This is a genomic window from Rhizobacter sp. P2_D12 (assembly GCF_056404395.1).
This window is the reverse complement of sequence record NZ_JBFUEB010000012.1, coordinates 71,384-88,473: the sequence shown is the minus strand read 5'-3', so window position 1 is coordinate 88,473 and position 17,090 is coordinate 71,384. Positions and strand designations below refer to the sequence as shown.

The 17,090-nt window shown below is 68.6% G+C and carries 14 protein-coding genes; 9 read left to right on the top strand and 5 right to left on the bottom strand.

Features of this window, described 5'->3' with window-relative positions; translation table 11 throughout:
• The 7 genes from AC1DYN_RS06175 to AC1DYN_RS06145 all read left to right on the top strand — a co-directional run.
• On the top strand, positions 1-264 hold a 264-nt coding region (locus AC1DYN_RS06175; RefSeq protein WP_477958235.1), incomplete at its 5' end, for a lipase secretion chaperone.
• Positions 265-357: 93 nt separating this feature from the next.
• Entirely contained in the window at positions 358-2,388 is a 2,031-nt protein-coding gene (locus AC1DYN_RS06170; protein ID WP_477958234.1) for a M13 family metallopeptidase, read from the top strand.
• A 13-nt stretch (positions 2,389-2,401) separates the two neighbouring features.
• Positions 2,402-3,844: a DHA2 family efflux MFS transporter permease subunit gene (locus AC1DYN_RS06165; protein ID WP_477958233.1), complete on the top strand. Its 1,443-nt coding sequence runs from the start codon at positions 2,402-2,404 to the stop codon at positions 3,842-3,844.
• 96 nt (positions 3,845-3,940) lie between these two features.
• Complete coding sequence (locus tag AC1DYN_RS06160) at positions 3,941-4,405, top strand: (2Fe-2S)-binding protein (protein WP_477958232.1); 465 nt, start codon at positions 3,941-3,943, stop codon at positions 4,403-4,405.
• A 10-nt stretch (positions 4,406-4,415) separates the two neighbouring features.
• Positions 4,416-6,569, top strand: a complete 2,154-nt coding sequence (locus AC1DYN_RS06155; protein WP_477958231.1) for a xanthine dehydrogenase family protein molybdopterin-binding subunit — start codon at positions 4,416-4,418, stop codon at positions 6,567-6,569.
• A gap of 63 nt (positions 6,570-6,632) precedes the next feature.
• The gene (locus AC1DYN_RS06150; protein ID WP_477958230.1) at positions 6,633-7,883 is read left to right on the top strand and encodes an NAD(P)/FAD-dependent oxidoreductase; all 1,251 of its coding nucleotides are present in this window, start codon (positions 6,633-6,635) and stop codon (positions 7,881-7,883) included.
• Positions 7,884-7,890: 7 nt separating this feature from the next.
• Positions 7,891-8,643 carry a class II glutamine amidotransferase gene (locus tag AC1DYN_RS06145; protein WP_477958229.1) on the top strand — a complete coding sequence of 251 codons (753 nt, stop codon included), beginning with the start codon at positions 7,891-7,893 and terminating at the stop codon, positions 8,641-8,643.
• Positions 8,644-8,694: 51 nt separating this feature from the next.
• Here AC1DYN_RS06145 and AC1DYN_RS06140 read toward each other — a convergent pair whose 3' ends face one another.
• The 5 genes from AC1DYN_RS06140 to AC1DYN_RS06120 all read right to left on the bottom strand — a co-directional run bounded on the left by AC1DYN_RS06140 (position 8,695) and on the right by AC1DYN_RS06120 (position 14,496).
• Entirely contained in the window at positions 8,695-9,864 is a 1,170-nt protein-coding gene (locus tag AC1DYN_RS06140; protein ID WP_477958239.1) for an ABC transporter ATP-binding protein, read from the bottom strand.
• A gap of 12 nt (positions 9,865-9,876) precedes the next feature.
• Positions 9,877-10,785, bottom strand: a complete 909-nt coding sequence (locus AC1DYN_RS06135) for a carbohydrate ABC transporter permease (RefSeq protein ID WP_477958228.1) — start codon at positions 10,783-10,785, stop codon at positions 9,877-9,879.
• Positions 10,785-11,681, bottom strand: coding sequence for a carbohydrate ABC transporter permease (locus AC1DYN_RS06130; RefSeq protein WP_477958227.1), 897 nt, complete (start codon positions 11,679-11,681; stop codon positions 10,785-10,787). The genes AC1DYN_RS06135 and AC1DYN_RS06130 overlap by 1 nt, the downstream gene beginning before the upstream one ends.
• Before the next feature lie 100 nt (positions 11,682-11,781).
• On the bottom strand, positions 11,782-13,017 hold the full coding sequence (locus AC1DYN_RS06125) for an ABC transporter substrate-binding protein (protein ID WP_477958226.1): 1,236 nt from the start codon (positions 13,015-13,017) through the stop codon (positions 11,782-11,784).
• Positions 13,018-13,101: 84 nt separating this feature from the next.
• Positions 13,102-14,496, bottom strand: coding sequence for a GH1 family beta-glucosidase (locus AC1DYN_RS06120; RefSeq protein ID WP_477958225.1), 1,395 nt, complete (start codon positions 14,494-14,496; stop codon positions 13,102-13,104).
• A gap of 156 nt (positions 14,497-14,652) precedes the next feature.
• Here AC1DYN_RS06120 and AC1DYN_RS06115 point away from each other — a divergent pair, with 156 nt between their 5' ends.
• Positions 14,653-15,657 (top strand): LacI family DNA-binding transcriptional regulator, encoded by a 1,005-nt coding sequence (locus AC1DYN_RS06115; protein WP_477958224.1) that lies wholly within the window; start codon positions 14,653-14,655, stop codon positions 15,655-15,657.
• A 333-nt stretch (positions 15,658-15,990) separates the two neighbouring features.
• Entirely contained in the window at positions 15,991-17,055 is a 1,065-nt protein-coding gene (locus tag AC1DYN_RS06110) for a glycosyl hydrolase (RefSeq protein WP_477958223.1), read from the top strand.
• The last annotated feature ends 35 nt before the right edge of the window (positions 17,056-17,090 follow it).

Below are 17,090 nucleotides of genomic sequence, written 5' to 3'. Positions count from 1 at the left end.
GCCCAGCAGACGCCCGAGCTGCAGGCCGCCCGCGCCGCGCAGTTCGGCGCCGACGGCGCCGAGCGCCTGCGCGCCGAAGACGCCGCCTGGGCGCAATGGGAGCAGCAGCTGGCCGACGCCCGCGCCGCGCTGCAGGCCATCGCGCAGCGCCCCGAGCTGTCGGCACCGCAGCGCCGCCAGGCCGGGCTGGACGAGCTGGCCCGGCGCTTCAGCGGCACGGAATTGCAGCGCGCGCACGCCATCCTGCTGTCCGTCGCACCGTGAGGCCCGACGGGGTGGGGCGCCTGTAGAGTACGGCAGCGCCGATCAGGCGCCCCCCTCGACCACCGCGGTCCACACGGCCGCCAGGAGCCTCACTTGCATCTCCCCTCACGCCTTCTTGCCGTCGCGGCGCTCTGCGCCACCTTTGCCGGCGTCGCCCCTGCGCAAACGGCCGCCCCGCGCTCCGGCATCGACCGCAGCGGCATGGACACCGCGGTGCGTCCGCAGGACGACCTGTTCCGGCACATGAACGGCGCGTGGCTGCGCGACACGCCGATGCCGGCCGACAAGGCCTACATCGGCGCCTTCGAAAGCATCCAGGAATCGACCCAGCAGAAGCTGCGCGGCCTGATCGAGGACGGGGCCAAGGACGGCAGCGACCCCGACGCGAAGAAGATCGGCGACCTGTACGCGAGCTTCATGGACGAGGCCACCCTCGAGAAGCTCGGCGCCAGGCCGCTGGCCGGCGAACTGGCGGTGATCGACGCGGTGCGCACCCGCAAGCAGCTCAGCGTGCTGATGGCGCGCCATGGCCGACTCGGCGTCGCCTCGGTGGTGAACGCCGAGATCGACCAGGACGCGAAGGACTCCACCCGCTACGTCACCTACCTGTTCCAGGGCGGCCTGGGCCTGCCCGACCGCGACTACTACCTGAAGGAAGACGACACCCGCTTCAAGGAGGCGCGCGCCAAGTACGTCGAGCTGGTCGCCAGGCTGCTGGCCCTGGCCGGCGAGAAGAACACCGAGGCCAGCGCGCGTGCCGTGCTGGCGCTCGAAACCGAGCTCGCCCGCGTGCAGTGGACGCGCGTCGAGAACCGCGACGCGGTCAAGAGCTACAACCCGGTGCCGCAGAAAGACCTGGCCAAGCTGGCACCGAGCCTGGATTGGAGGGCCTGGCTCGCCGAGACCGGCATCGCCGGCCGGACCCCCGACGTGATCGTGCGCCAGCCGAGCTACTTCAAGGGCATGAGCGCGCTGCTGCAGTCGCAGCCGCTCGCCACCTGGAAGGCGTACGCGAAGACGCGGCTGCTGATCTCGTTCGCGCCCTACCTGAGCAAGGAGTTCGTCGACGCCAACTTCGCGTTCAACGGCACGGTGCTGATGGGCACCACCGAGAACCGCCCGCGCTGGAAGCGCGGCGTGCAGGTGGTCGAGCGCTCGATCGGCGACAGCCTCGGCAAGGTCTACGTCGCGAAGTACTTCCCTCCCGAATCGAAGGCGAAGATGGAGAAGCTGGTGGGCAACCTGCTGGCCGCCTACAAGCAGAGCATCGACACGCTCGACTGGATGAGCCCCGAGACCAAGGTGCAGGCGCAGGCCAAGCTGGCCACCTTCGTGCCGAAGATCGGCTACCCGAGGAAGTGGAAGGACTACAGCCGCCTGCAGATCCGCCGCGACGACCTGGTCGGCAACGTGATGCGCGCGCGGCTGCTGGCCGATGCGCGCGACGTGGCCAAGCTCGGCAAGCCGGTCGACCGCGACGAGTGGTTCATGACGCCGCAGACCGTCAACGCCTACTACAACCCGACGATGAACGAGATCGTGTTCCCGGCCTCGATCCTGCAGCCGCCGTTCTTCGAYGCGARSGCCGACGACGCRGYCAACTACGGCGGCATCGGCGCGGTGATCGGCCACGAGATCAGCCACGGCTTCGACGACGAAGGCAGCCGCTTCGACGGGCAGGGCAACCTGCGCGAATGGTGGACCGCCGAAGACCGCAAGCGCTTCGAGGCCAAGACCCGCATCCTGGTCGAGCAGTACGGCGCCTTCGAGCCGGTGCCGGGCTACAAGGTCAACGGCGAGCTGACGCTGGGCGAGAACATCGCCGACAACTCCGGCCTGGAGATCGCCTACAAGGCCTACCACCTGTCGCTGAACGGCCAGCCGCCGCTCGCGATCGACGGCCTGGGCGGCGACGAGCGCTTCTTCCTCGGCTTCGCGCAGGTGTGGCGCGGCAAGGCGCGCGACCAGGCGATGATCCAGCAGCTCAAGTCCGACCCGCACTCGCCGGAAGAGATCCGCGCCAACGGCACGGTGCGCAACCACCCGGGCTACTACACGACCTTCGGCGTGAAGCCGGGCGACCAGATGTACCTGGCGCCGGAGAAGCGCGTCTCGATCTGGTGAGAAACTGGGGCGCATGAGCAGCCCCCCGCCACAGCCGCCGGCGTCCCTCGTCCTGCTGAGAGAGCGCTTCGGCGAGCGCTACCGCTGGCTGGTGCTGCTGACGGTCATGATCGGCACGATGGCGTCGATCATGGCCTCGACCATCATCAACGTCGCGGTGCCCGACATCAGCCACCGCTTCGCGCTCGGCCAGGAGCGCGCGCAGTGGCTGTCGGCCGGCTTCATGGCCGCGATGACGGTGTCGATGCTGGTCACGCCCTGGGTGCTCGACCGCTTCGGCTACCGCAGCAGCTACATCGGCGCGGTGATGCTGCTGATGCTGGGCGGCATCGGCGGCGGCCTCGGCACGAGTTTCGAGTGGGTGCTCGCGATGCGCGTGCTCGAAGGCCTGTCGGCCGGCGTGCTGCAGCCCATCCCGGCGATCATCGTGCTGCATGCCTTCCAGCGCCACGAGCAGGGCAAGGCGATGGGCCTCTTCGGCTTCGGCGTCGTGCTCGCGCCGGCCATCGGCCCGAGCATCGGCGGCGTGCTGGTCGAGGCCTTCGGCTGGCGCTCGATCTTCTTCGTCGTCGTGCCGTTCTGCCTGGTGGCACTCGGCATGGCCTGGCGCTACCTGCCGCACAGCGCGCCGGGCGGCGCCGAGGTCAACCAGCACGGGCGCAAGCTCGACATGCCGGGCCTGGCGCTGCTGACGGTCGCGGTGCTGGCGCTGCTGAACGGGCTGGTGCACCTGCACGACACCGCCAAGCTGCCGGCCGCCGTGCTGCTGGCCGTGGCGGTGGGGGCCGGCGTCGTGTTCGTCACGCGCCAGCGGCGCAGCGCCCACCCGATCCTGCGGCTGGCGCTGTTCGACCACCGCTCGTTCTCGATGGGCGGCTGGGTCGCGTTCATCTACGGCATGGCCTTGTTCGGCTCGACCTACCTGGTGCCGGTGTTCATGCAGATCGCGCTGAAGCTGCCGCCGTCGCAGGCCGGCGCGGTGCTGCTGCCGGCCGGCATCGTGCTGGCGCTGACGATCCCGCTCGCGGGCCGGCTGGCGGACCGGCTGCCGGTCAGCCGGGTCGTCGCGGCCGGCGTGCTGCTGCTGGCCGCCTCGTTCTGGCTGATGCTGACGGTGGGCTTCGCGACCGCGCTGTGGCTGATCACGCTGTGGGCGGTGGTCGGGCGCATCGGGCTCGGGCTGGTGCTGCCGTCGCTGAACCTGGGCGCGATGCGCGGGCTGCCGAACGAGCTGATCTCGCACGGGTCGAGCACGATCAACTTCCTGCGCCAGCTGGGCGGTGCGGTCGGGATCAGCATCGTCGGCATCGTGCTGCAGTGGCGGCTGGGGGTGCATGCCGATGCGCCGCTGAAGGCGTTCCACCAGACCTTCGGCCTGCTCGGGGCGATCAGCGCCCTGGCCGTCATCGCCGCGTGGCGGATGTCGCCCCGTAGCCCGGATGCCAATCCGGGTTGACGCGCGACATGGAACCTACGGGTTTCCCTCAGGCAGACGGCGCACTCGTGCAGCGGGATGCTGCCGCTTCTTGCACACGAACCCAGGAGACGCCCCGTGAGCACACGCTTCAAGATCAACGGCAAGACGGTCGACGTCAAGGCCGAACCCGACACCCCGTTGCTGTGGGTCATCCGCGACGAGATCGGGCTGACCGGCACCAAGTACGGCTGCGGCATGGCGCTGTGCGGCGCCTGCACCGTCCACCTGGACGGCCAGCCGGTGCGCTCGTGCCAGACGCCCGTGTCGGCGGTGGCCGGCAAGTCGGTCGCGACGGTGGAAAGCCTGTCGCGCAACAACAGCCACCCGCTGCAGGTCGCGTGGATCCGGCATGACGTGCCGCAATGCGGCTACTGCCAGTCGGGCCAGCTGATGAGCGCCGCCGCGCTGCTGAAGCAGAACAGGAACCCGAGCGATGCCGACATCGACGCCGCGATGAGCGGCAACATCTGCCGCTGCGGCACCTACCCGCGCATCCGCGCCGCGATCAAGAGCGCGGCCGCGGACATGCGCAAGGCCTGAGGAGAGCGCCATGACCACCACCAGCCTCTCGCGCCGCGGATTCCTGCAGAGCTCCGCCCTCACCAGCGGCGGCCTGATGCTCGGCGTCGCGCTGCCCGGCGCCGTCACCGATGCCAACGCGGCCGGCATGATGTACACGCCGAACGCCTGGGTGCACATCGCCGACGACAACACCATCACGCTGCTGTCTGCCCGCTCGGAGATGGGCCAGGGTGTCTACACCTCGATGCCGATGTTGATCGCCGAGGAGCTGAACGTCGACATCCGCAGCATCAAGGTCGCGATCGCGCCGCCCAACCAGAAGCTCTACGGCAACGCGCTGCTCGGCGGCCCGCAGCTCACCGGCGGCTCGACCTCGGTGCGCGACGGCTGGGAGAAGCTGCGCGTCGCCGGCGCCCAGGTGCGCATGATGCTGGTCAGCGCGGCGGCGCAGAAATGGAACGTTCCGGAATCGCAGCTGCGGGCCGAGAACGGCCGCGTGCTCGGGCCGAAGGGAAAGAAGGCGACCTACGGCCAGTTGGCCGCCGCGGCGTCCAAGCTGCCGGTGCCCGACAAGGTGGTGCTGAAGGATCCGAAGGATTTCAGGATCGTCGGCAAGGCGACGCGCCGGCTCGACACGCCGGCCAAGGTGAACGGCACGGCCGAGTTCGGCATCGACGTCAAGCTGCCGGGCATGGTCTACGCGTCGCTCGAACAGTGCCCGGTGATCGGCGGCACGGTGAAGAGCTTCGACGCGAGCAAGGCCAAGGCGATGCCGGGCGTGATCGACGTGGTGCAGATCCCGGACGGCGTGGCCATCGTCGCCGACACCTGGTGGCATGCGAAGAAGGCGCGCGAGGGGCTCACCGTCGTGTGGGACGAAGGCCCCGGCGCGGCGCTGACGCACACCGCGATGCTGGAGGGCACGCGCGGCGGGCTGAGCAGCGGCAAGGTGCTGCCGCTGAAGGCGGTGGGCGATGCCGACGCCGAGATCGCCAAGGCCGGCAAGGTGATCCGCGCCGAGTACGTGATGCCGCTGCTGTCGCACTCGCCGCTGGAGCCGATGAACTTCACGGCCCATTTCCAAAGCAAAGGAAACGAGAGCAAGGTCGACCTGATCGGCCCGACGCAGTGGCAGGATGCCGCCGCCGGCACCGTCGCGAAGACCCTGGGCGTGCCGCCCGAGAACGTCACGCTGCGCACCACCTTCCTCGGAGGCGGTTTCGGCCGGCGCATCGACATCGACTTCATCATCCAGGCCGCGCAGATCTCGAAGGCGGTCAACAAGCCGGTGAAGCTGTTGTGGACGCGCGAAGACGACATGACGCACGACTTCTACCGGCCGATGTCGGTGCACCAGCTGGCCGCCGCGATCGGGCCGGACGGCAAGCCGACCGCGATGACGTTCCGGATGAGCTCGCAGTCGGTCACCGGCCGCGTGTTCGGGCTGCCGGCCGAGGTGCAGGACCCGCTGATGACCGAGGCGGCCGTGGCCGGCTATGCAGTGCCGGCCTCGCGCCACGACATGGTCAAGCACGACGCCGGCCTGCGCGTGGGCTACTGGCGCTCGGTGAGCCATGCGCTGAACGCGTTCGCCAACGAGACCTTCATCGACGAGCTTGCGGTGGCCGCCGGGCAGGATCCGCTGGCCTACCGCCTGTCGCTGCTGGACAGCCAGCCGCGCTTCGCCAACGTGCTGAAGATCGCGGCCGGCAAGGCCGGCTGGGGCACGCCGGCGCCGGCCGGGCATTTCCGCGGCATCGCGCTGATGGAGGGCTACGACACCTACATGGCCCAGGTGGCCGAGATCTCGGTCGACAAGGGCGAGGTGCGCGTGCACAAGGTGACGGTGGCGGCCGACCTGGGGCGCATGGTCAACCCCGACACGGTGGAGGCGCAGATCCAGTCCAGCATCGTGTTCGGGCTGACGGCGGCGCTGTTCGGCGAGATCACGCTGGACAAGGGACGGGTGCAGGAGACCAACTTCCACCAGTACCGGCTGCTGCGCTTGAACGAATCGCCGGCGATCTCGATCACGCTGGTGCCGAGCACCGAGAAGCCGGGCGGCATCGGCGAGCCGGCGACGGCGCTGATCGGCCCGGCGGTGGGCAATGCGGTGTTCGCGGCGACGGGCAAGCGGCTGCGCAGGATGCCGTTCACACCAGAGAACATTGGCGCTGCCTGAGGCGCGGGTGGGGCAGGGGGTGGAGCCGCTATCCTTGCGGGCTGTCCACCGCCTGCCGCTTCCATGCCCTTGCCGTTCTCCCTGAACCGCCCGCTGTCCGAACTGCCCGAGCGCTGCGAGGTGCTGGTCGTCGGTGCAGGCCCTGCCGGCAGTGCCGCCGCGCAGTGGCTGGCCGCCGCCGGCGTCGACGTGGTGCTGGTCGACCAGCAGGCCTTCCCGCGCGACAAGGTGTGCGGTGACGGGTTGATCCCCGATGCGCATGCGGCGCTCGCACGCCTGGGCGTGCTGGACGAGGTCATGGCGCAGGCGCAGGCGGCGCAGCACGTGGCCTGCATCGGGCCGCGCGGCGGGCGCGTCGACGTGCCGGGTACGCTGGCAGTGCTGCCGCGGCGCGAGCTCGACAACATCCTGTGCCGCGCCGCCGCGCGTGCCGGCGCGAAGATGCATGCGCCGGTGCAGTTCGAGGCGCCGCTGCGCGATGCGGCCGGCCGCGTGGTGGGTGCGACGCTGGCCCATGGCAGCGCCCGGCGCGAGCTGCGCGCCGACTGGCTGCTGCTGGCCAGCGGTGCCGGGCCGCAGGCACTGATCGCCGCCGGCATGTGCGAGCGCCAGGCGCCGAGCGGCATCGCGATGCGCACCTACATCCGCAACCCGGCGATGGCCGAGCGACTGCGTGCGCTCGAGGTGGTCTGGGACCGCCGCGTCAGCCCCGGCTACGGCTGGATCTTCCCGTGCCGCGACGGGCTGTTCAACATCGGTGTCGGCGTGGCCGACAGCCACCGCGACAAGAGCGACGGTGGCGCCGGCAAGCGCGACGTCAACCTGCGCCGGATGTTCGCGGCCTTCTGCGAGTTCTACGGCCCGGCGCGCGAGCTGCTGGCCGGCGGCGAGATGCAGGGGCCGCTGAAGGGGGCGCCGCTGCGCTGCACCTTGCGGGGCGCGCGCTTCTCCGCGCCGGGGCTGCTGGTCGTGGGCGAGGCGGCCGGCAGCACCTATTCGTTCACCGGCGAAGGCATCGGCAAGGCCATGGAGACGGGGCTGCTGGCCGCGGAGGCCCTGCTGGGCGAACGCGCGGCGGGCGACGACGCGGTGCGCGGCCGCTACGAGGCGGCGCTGGTGGCGTTGAAGCCGCGCTTTGCGCTGTACCAGCGCGCCAACGGCATCAATGCCCACCCGTGGCTGGCCGACCTGGTGATCTGGCGCGCGCAGCGCAGCGCGCGGCTGCGCCAGCGCATGAGCGGCGTGCTCGAGGAGACCAGCAACCCGGGTACGCTGCTGAGCCTGAAGGGCGTGAAGCGCCTGTTCCTGGAGTAGCGACGCCATGTGCCAGCTGCTGGGCATGAACGCCAATGTGCCGACCGACCTGATGTTCAGCTTCACCGGGTTCTCGACCCGGGCCGAGGAGCACAAGGACGGCTTCGGCATCGCCTTCTTCGAAGGTGCCGGCACGCGGCTCTTTGTCGATGCGCAGAGCGCGCGCTCGTCGCCGGTGGCCGAGATGGTGCGCCATTACCCGATCCGCAGCCACAACGTCATCGCGCACATCCGCAAGGCCACGCAGGGCGTGGTGGCACTGGAGAACACGCACCCGTTCGTGCGCGAGCTGTGGGGGCGCTACTGGGTGTTCGCGCACAACGGCGACCTGAAGGACTACCAGCCGCGGCTGCACGCCGCCTTCCGGCCGGTGGGCAGCACCGACAGCGAGCGCGCGTTCTGCTGGCTGATGCAGGAGCTGGCGAAGGCGCATGCCGACCTGCCGTCGATCGCCGAGCTGACGGCGACGCTGGCCGAGCTGGTGCCGCGCGTTGCGGCGCACGGCAGCTTCAACTTCATGCTGAGCAACGGCCAGGCGCTGTGGGCGCATTGCTCGACGAAGCTGAGCTGGCTGGTGCGCGAGCATCCGTTCCGCAAGGCACGGCTGCAGGATGAAGACATGAGCGTCGATTTCTCCGAGCTGACGACCCCGGCCGACCGGGTGGCGGTGGTGGTGACGGAGCCGTTGACGGCGGACGAGGCGTGGCGCGCGTTTGCGCCGGGTGAGTTGAAGGTGTTCGTCAACGGCGAAGCCCTGTAGCCCGGATGCCCATCCGGGATGTGTCGGACGAACCCCGGATGGGCATCCGGGCTACAGGCGCTCCTGCGTCGCCACGTCGAACAGCGACACCTTCTCGCTCGCGATCCTGAACGCCACCTGCTCGCCCACCGTCGGCTCGGCATGGCCGCTCAGCATTGCGCTGAGCTGCTGGCCCTGCAGGTCCATCCAGACGATGGTCTGCGCGCCCATCGGTTCCACCAGCGCCACGGCTGCCTTGCCATCACCGGCAGCCGCGCCGTCCAGGTGCAGCGCGATGTCCTCCGGCCGCACGCCCAGCAGCGCCGCCTGCCCCGGCCGCGGTGCCTGCGCGAACGCATGGCGCGACACGTCCACCGACAAGCCCGCACGGCGGAAGCGAACGGCATCGCCCTCCAGCTCCAGCGTGCCCTCGACGAAGTTCATGCTGGGCGAGCCCAGGAAGCCCGCGACGAACACGTTGACCGGCTTGTTGTAGATCTCGCCCGGCGCGCCGATCTGCTGGATGCGGCCCTTGTTCATCACCGCGATGCGCGTGGCCAGCGTCATTGCCTCGACCTGGTCGTGCGTCACGTACACCATCGTCGTGCCGATGTTCTTGTGCAGCTGCTTCAGCTCGCGGCGCAGCTCGGCGCGCAGCTTCGCGTCCAGGTTGGACAGCGGCTCGTCGAACAGGAACACGCCGACGTCGCGCACCAGCGCACGCCCGATCGCGACGCGCTGGCGCTGGCCGCCCGACAGCTGCGAAGGCTTGCGCTTGAGCAGCTCCTGCAGGTGCAGGATCTCGGCGGCGCGCGCCACGCGCTTCTCGATCTCGGCCTTCGGCGTGCCGTTCACCCGCAGCCCGAACGACATGTTGCGCTCCACGGTCATCGTCGGGTACAGCGCGTACGACTGGAACACCATGCCGATGGAGCGGTCCTTCGGGTCGGCCCAGGTCACGTCCCGCCCGCCGATCTCGATGCGGCCCTCGTGCACGTCCAGCAGCCCGGCGATCGAATGCAGCAGCGTCGACTTGCCGCAGCCCGACGGCCCCAGCAGCACCAGGAACTCGCCGGCCTGCACGTGCAGGTCCATCGCCGCGATGATCGGCACGCCGCCCAGGCGGATCTCCAGCTGCCGGATGTCGACCTCGGCCGACTTGACGTGCGGGGGGACGACCGCGACCGGCTGCGCCGGGGCGGAAGACGTGACGGGAGACGAGACGGAATCGACGACAGGAATGGCAGACACGGATCAACCCTTCACGGCACCAGCCGCAATGCCGCGGACGAACCAGCGACCTGAAATGAGATAGATGGCCAGCGGCACCAGCGACGTGAGCACGGTGGCCGCCATGTTCACGTTGTACAGCCGCTCGCCGGTGGTCGTGTTGATCACGTTGTTCAGCTGCACCGTCATCGGCAGGTTCTCGCGCCCGGCGAACACCAGCCCGAGGATGAAGTCGTTCCAGATCGCCGTCACCTGCATGATCACCGCGACGATGATGATCGGCGTGGCCATCGGCAGCATCAGCTGGAAGAAGATGCGGAAGAAGCCGCCGCCGTCGATGCGCGCCGCCTTGAACAGCTCGCCCGGCACCGACGCGTAGTAGTTGCGGAACAAGAGCGTCATCACCGGCATGCCGAAGATGGTGTGGATCAGCACGATGCCGGCCAGGCTGCTGAAGATGCCGATCTCGGCCCAGGCGCGCACCAGCGGGAACATCACCACCTGGTAGGGCACGAAGGCGCCGATCATCAGCACGCCGAACAACAGGTTGGCGCCGCGCGCGCGCCAGAACGACAGCGCATAGCCGTTCAGCGCACCGAAGAAGATCGAGATCACCGTGCTGGGCAGCACGATCTTCACCGAGTTCCAGAAGCCGACCTGGATGCCGCGGCACTCGAGCCCGGTGCAGGCCTCGGACCAGGCCGCGATCCACGGCTCGAAGGTCCCGTTTGCCGGCCAGGCGAACAGGTTGCCCAGGCGGATCTCGTCCATCGGCTTGATGGAGGTGACCAGCATCACGTACAGCGGCAGCAGGAAGAAGGCGGCCGCGCTGAGCAGGAACACATAGACGCCGATGCGTCCGGGTGTCCATCGGGAAGGCCGGCGCGACGCGCGCGCGGCCGCGGCGGGGAGGGCAGCAGCAGGCGTGGACATCAGGCTTCCCGTGCGTTGCGGTTGGAACGGCTGCGCGCGTACAGCCACGGCGCGATCACGGCCAGCACCGTCAGCAGCATCACCGTGCTGGCGGCCGACGCGAGGCCGATGTTGGCGCGGCCAAACAGGTAGTCCATGATGAACTTGGCCGGCACTTCGCTCGCGATGCCGGGGCCGCCCTGGGTCATCGCGATCACCGCGTCATAGACCTTGACCACGCCGACCGACAGCAGCACCAGCGCCGTCGCGAACGAGGGCCCGAGCTGCGGCAGCACGATGCTCGCGTAGACGCGCCAGCGCGGGATGCCGTCGATGCGGGCAGCCTTCCACATCTCCTCGTCGACGCCGCGCAGCCCGGCCAGCATCAGCGCCATCACCAGGCCCGAGGCCTGCCAGACGGCGGCGATCACGATGGTGTAGATCACCTTGTCCTGGCTGACGATCCAGTCGAAGCTGAAATTCGGGAATCCCCAGCCGCGCACCGTGGTCTGCAGCCCGAGCTCGGGGTTCAGGATCCACTGCCACACCAGGCCGGTGGCGACGAAGCTCATCGCATAGGGGTAGAGGAAGACGGTGCGCAGCACGCTTTCGCCGGCGATCTTCTGGTCGATGAAGACGGCGAGCAGGAAGCCGATCACCAGGCAGGCCAGGATGAACAGCACGCCGAAGACCAGCACGTTGTGCACCGACACCATCCAGCGCTCGCTGTTGAACAGCCGCTCGTACTGCGCCAGGCCGACGAAGCTGTCGCTCGGGAAGGTGCGCGAATTCGACAGCGAGATCCGCACCGACCACAGCACCGTGCCGATGTAGGCGAACAGCACCGTCACGGCCATCGGCACCAAGGCCGCGTACACCGACCAGTGTTGCCTCAGTCGGCTGCGCCCGACGTCCATCGTGAGATCCTCGCAAAAAAACGGTGGGCCGCAGCCCACCGCGTGTGAAGCGGGCCGGCGCCGCGCCCAAGGCGTGCACCGGCCCAAGGCAGAGCCGCGATCAGGTCTTCAGGGCGGCGGCCAGGGCCTTGGCCGCGTCGTCGACCGTCTGGTTGGTGTTCCACAGCTTGGTCAGCACGTCCTGCACGGCGCCGATGGTATCGGGCGTCGCGAGCATTTCCGAGTCGGGCAGCTGGCGCGAGGTGTCCTTCATGATGGCCACGCCGGCTTGCGCGCAGATGTCCATCTTCGAGGTGTCGACGTCGGTGCGGATCGGGATCGAGCCCTTCTTGTTGTTGAAGGCGACCTGTGCGGCCGGCGAGGTCATCGTGGTGGCCAGCAGCTGCTGGGCCTTGACGGCGTCGGCATTGGTGGTCTTCGGGAACACGAACACGTCGCCCGCGACGATGTACGGCGACTTCGGCCCGAAGCCCGGGAAGCAGCCGAACTCCTTGCCGGCGGTCTGGTTGGCGGCCTGGAACTCGCCCTTGGCCCAGTCGCCCATGATCTGCACGCCGGCCTTGCCGGAGATCACCATCGCGGTCGCGTCGTTCCAGTTGCGGCCCGGCGAGCCGGCGTCGACGTAGTTGTGCAGGCGCTTGAAGGTGGCCAGCACCTTCTTGAACGGCTCGCTGGTCACCAGCGCGGCGTCCTTGTCGCGGTAGAACTTCAGGAACATCTCCGGCCCGCCGACGTGGGCCAGGATGGCGTTGAAGGTGATGCGCTCCTGCCAGGACTGCCCGCCCAGCGCCAGCGGCACCAGGCCGGCGGCCTTCAGCTTGTCGAGGTCGGCGAAGAACTCGTCGATGGTCTTCGGCTCGTCCTTGATGCCGGCCTTCGCGAAGGCGGCCTTCGAGTACCAGAACCAGGCCGGCATGTGCACGTTGACCGGCACCGCGTAGTAGTGGCCCTTGACCTTGACGGTGGCCAGCACCGGCGCCGGCAGGATCTTGTCCCAGTTCTCCTTCGCCGCGACGGCGTCCATGTCGTTCAGCTTGCCCTCGGCAATGATGTCGTGGAACTGCTTGGAGGTGTTGAACTGCGCGGCGGTCGGCGGGTTGCCGCCGACGATGCGGTTGATGGCCGCGGCACGCGCGTTGTCGGCCCCGGCCACGGCGCTGTCGACCCAGGTGCCGCCGGCCGCCTTGTAGGCGTTCGCGAACTCCTTGATGGCGGCCGACTCGCCGCCCGAGGTCCACCAGTGGATCACCTCGGCCTTGACCTGGGCCTGGGCGGCGCCCACCGCGCCGAAGCCCATCACCACGCCGGCGAGAACTGCCTTCAATTGAAACGCCATGTCTGTCTCCTGTGAACTCGAGCACTCCGGCTCATTGGGGGGCGAACGACAACCCGGCTCCCCGGGATGTATCAGTGAAATCGGTCAGGGTTGCGACTTCTCTTGCATGTGGGCTCTCGCCTGCATGAAGGCCTGCACCACCCGGCCGCTGTCTTTCCAGGTGCGCGCCTGGGTCGTGTAATCGACGTGCACGATGCCGAAACGCCGCTCGTAGCCATATGCCCACTCGAAATTGTCGAGCAGCGACCAGATGAAATAGCCGCGGATGTCGACGCCGTTGCGCATCGCATCGTCCACCGCCAGCAGGTGGCGGCTGATGAAACTGATGCGCGACGGGTCGGCCACGCGGCCGTCGACCACCGTGTCGTTCGAGGCCATGCCGTTTTCGGTGATGTAGATCGGCGGGAGATTCTTGTACTCGGCGTGGAAACCCTTCAGCAGCCGCGCCAGGCCCTGGGGATACACCTCCCAGCCCATTTGCGTGCGCTCGACACCGGGCATTTCGGTTTCGGTGAAACCGTGTTTGCCGTCGCTCCTGACCTGCGTGCGGAAGTAATAGTTGATGCCGAGGAAATCGAGCGGCGCGGCAATCGCCTGCATGTCGCCTTCGAGCACCAGCGGTTCGGCGCCGGGCCACAGGCGCCACAGGTCGGCCGGGTAGCTGGCCTTCAGCAGCGGGTCGAGCACCCAGTTGTTGTGCTGCAGCTCGAACAGGTAGGCGGCGTCGCGGTCCTGCGGTGACGGCGTCTCGGCCACCGCGGCGCCGACGTTGGCGACGATGCCGATCCTGGCGGCCGGGTCGTTGCGGCGCAGGATCGGCACCGCGGTGCCGTGCGCCAGCAGCAGGTGATGCATCGCCTGCGTGGCATAGCGCAGGTGGTGGCGGCCGGGCGCATGGCGGCCGACGGCGTAGCCCAGGAAGGCCGAGCACCACGGCTCGTTCAGCGTCGCCCACGCGGTGACCAGGCCCTTGAACTCGCGGCTCACCAGGTCGGCATATTCGGCGAAGCGGTAGACCACCTCGCGGTTGGTCCAGCCGCCGCGGTCTTCCAGCCACTGCGGCAGGTCCCAGTGGTACAGCGTCACGTAGGTGTCCACGCCCTTGGCCTTCAGCGCCTCGAGCAGGCGCCTGTAGAAGGCCAGGCCCTTCGGGTTGGGCTGGTTGCCGGCGCCCATCACGCGCGGCCACGCGATCGACAGGCGGTAGGCCTTGACGCCCAGCTGCCCGATGATCTCCAGATCTTCCGGCCAGCGGTGGTAATGGTCGCAGGCAAACTCGCCGGTATCCCCGTTCAATACCATGCCGGGGGTATTGGAATAGGTATCCCAGATCGACGGGATGCGCCCGTCTTCATGAATGGCGCCTTCGATCTGATAAGAGGCCGTGGCCGTGCCGAACAGGAAGTCGGGGGACCAGAGTCTGGAATCCTTCGGAATCTCCAACTGCTCAGCACTGTATTTCACCGGATTCGTACTCACTCCACACCTTTCACGACTTGCTGCTTGACTTCACCGAGGTACAAGGCACTACAATGCCAGCCCAATTGGAACCGGTTCCAAAGAGCGGATCGCATTTCAGCATCTCTGCCGGCTTCAAACATTGGGGAAAACCCCATCGGATGGGGATTGCGACGAATGGCAACCATCAAGGATGTGGCGCGGCTGGCGGGTGTCGGCGTGGGAACCGCCTCGCGCGTGATCTCGGGGCGCGGCTCGGCCTCGCCGGCGGCGGTCGAGCGGGTGCAAAGCGCCGTGCGGCAGCTCGATTTCCGCCCGTCCAGCCTGGCGCGCGCGCTGTCGTCGCGCACGCTGGGGATGATCGGGGTCTTCGTGCCCGACTTCAGCGGCCCGTTCTTCGGCCGCATCCTGCAGACGGTGGACGCCGAGCTGCGCGAATTCGACCGCCACATGGTGGCCGCCAACGGCTGCGGCCACGGCGACCGGCGCCAGCAGGCGCTGGACGGCACCGCCTTCCTGATCCAGCGCGAGTGCGACGGCCTGATGCTGCAGAGCAATGAGCTGCAGGACGAGGACCTGCTCGCGCTGCACCGGCTGCAGCCGCGGCTGGCGGTGCTGAACCGCGTGGTGCCGACGCTCGAGGCGCAATGCTTCTCGGCCGACCACCACCTCGGCGGGCGGCTCGCGGCCCAGGCGCTGCTGAGCCGCGGGCACCGGCAGATCGCGGTGATCTCCGGGCCGACCTCGGCGCCCGACAACGCGGACCGGCTGGCCGGCTTCTACCAGGAGCTGGCCGCGCACGGCATCGCGCCCGACGGCGTGCCGCAGGTGGAGGGCGACTTCAGCTCCGAGAGCGGCTGGCGCGCGGCCACGCAGCTGCTGGCGACGGGACGGCCGTTCACCGGCCTGTTCGCCGCCAACGACGTGATGGCGATCGCGGCCATCTCGTGCCTGCAGCAGGCCGGCCTGCGCGTGCCGCAGCAGGTGTCGGTGGTCGGCTACGACGATTCCGAGCCGGCGTCGTACAGCAACCCACGCCTCACCTGCGTGCGCATCCCGATCCAGGACGTGGTGTCGAACGCATCGCGCCACCTGTTGAACGAGTGCTATGGCGCGAACCTGCCGGTGACCCACATCTTCGAGCCGAGCTTCGTATGGCGCGACTCGGTCGCGGCCCTTTGACAGCGCTTGCACCCTGCGGGTGGGGGATTCGGGATGCGTCGGCCTGCAATCGTTTGCACGACAAAGTTTGGCTCCGGCATCGCGCGAATGAATACAAACCATCGCGACGTTTGGCCCGACTTAACAAGAAGTGTCAGATGAAAGTGATAAACGGTTCCACCGTGACGATCGGCGCCGTGGCATGCGACCTGCTCACTGTCTTCCCTATTGAGCCCGGACCCTTCCGAATCTGTGCAGGAATGCACGACCGTTCGTGAGGAAACCCATGGCGGCGCTGCGAGCGGGGGATCGACGTCCTGGGTCGCTGTGATGAATGAACGAGGAATGAAGCCAATGAGCGACCTGAACGAAAACGATCCGCGCGAACTGCCGAGCCGCCAGCGCCGCCGACTGCTGGGCGTCACGCTCGCGTCCGTCGCGACCGCGGCGGTGGCGGCGTGTGGTGGCAGCAGCAGCGACTCGCCTGCGCCGGCGCCGGTGGGCAACAACCCGCCTTCGCCGGCACCGTCTCCTTCCCCGGCTCCGTCCCCTGCGCCTTCCCCCGCACCCTCACCTGCGCCTTCGCCGTCCCCTTCGCCTGCACCGGCGCCAGCGCCTGCGCCGGCCCACGGCCAGAAAAGCGCCAAGCGCGGCATCGCGTACGACGTGGCCACCACGGCCGACCTGGCGGCGCTGGCCCCGGGCGTCAACTGGTGGTACGGCTGGGGCGACAGGCCGAAGTCGGGCACGCCGAACGACCCGGTGACCGCCTATGGCATGGACTACGTGCCGATGATGTGGAGCGACCGGACCAACGCGGCCGACATGGTCACCTGGCTGAAGGCGCACCCCTGGGTCAAGCACCTGCTCGTGTGCAACGAGCCGAACCTGACCGACCAGGCCAACAAGTCGCCCAAGGATGCCGCCACGCTGTGGAAGGTCTATGAGCAGGTGGCGGCCGACGCCGGCGTCAAGCTCGTGGGCCCGCAGATGAACTACGGCACGATGGCGGGCTACAGCGACCCGATCGTCTGGCTGGATGCGTTCTACGATGAATACCGCAAGGCCAACGGCGGGCGCGATCCGCGCATCGACTACCTCGGCTTCCACTGGTACGACTACGGCCTGGAGGGCCAGCTGAACCGGCTGATGAAGTACGGCAAGCCGTTCTGGGTCACCGAGCTGGCGAACTGGCACAACGGCGACGGCAACGCGGCGATCGACACCGTTCAGAAGCAGAAGGACCAGATGACGCAGATGGTGGCGCTGCTGGAAGGGCGCGCCGACGTCTTCCGCTACGCGTGGTTCATGGGTCGCTGGTCGCCCGATCCGCACTTCACCAGCCTGCTGGCCGCCGGCGACGGCCAGTTGAGCGAGCTCGGCCGCCACTACCTGTCGTTGCCGTACGCATCGAGCTGATCCCAGCCGGTTTCCTCCAAAAGATGCAACCCGTG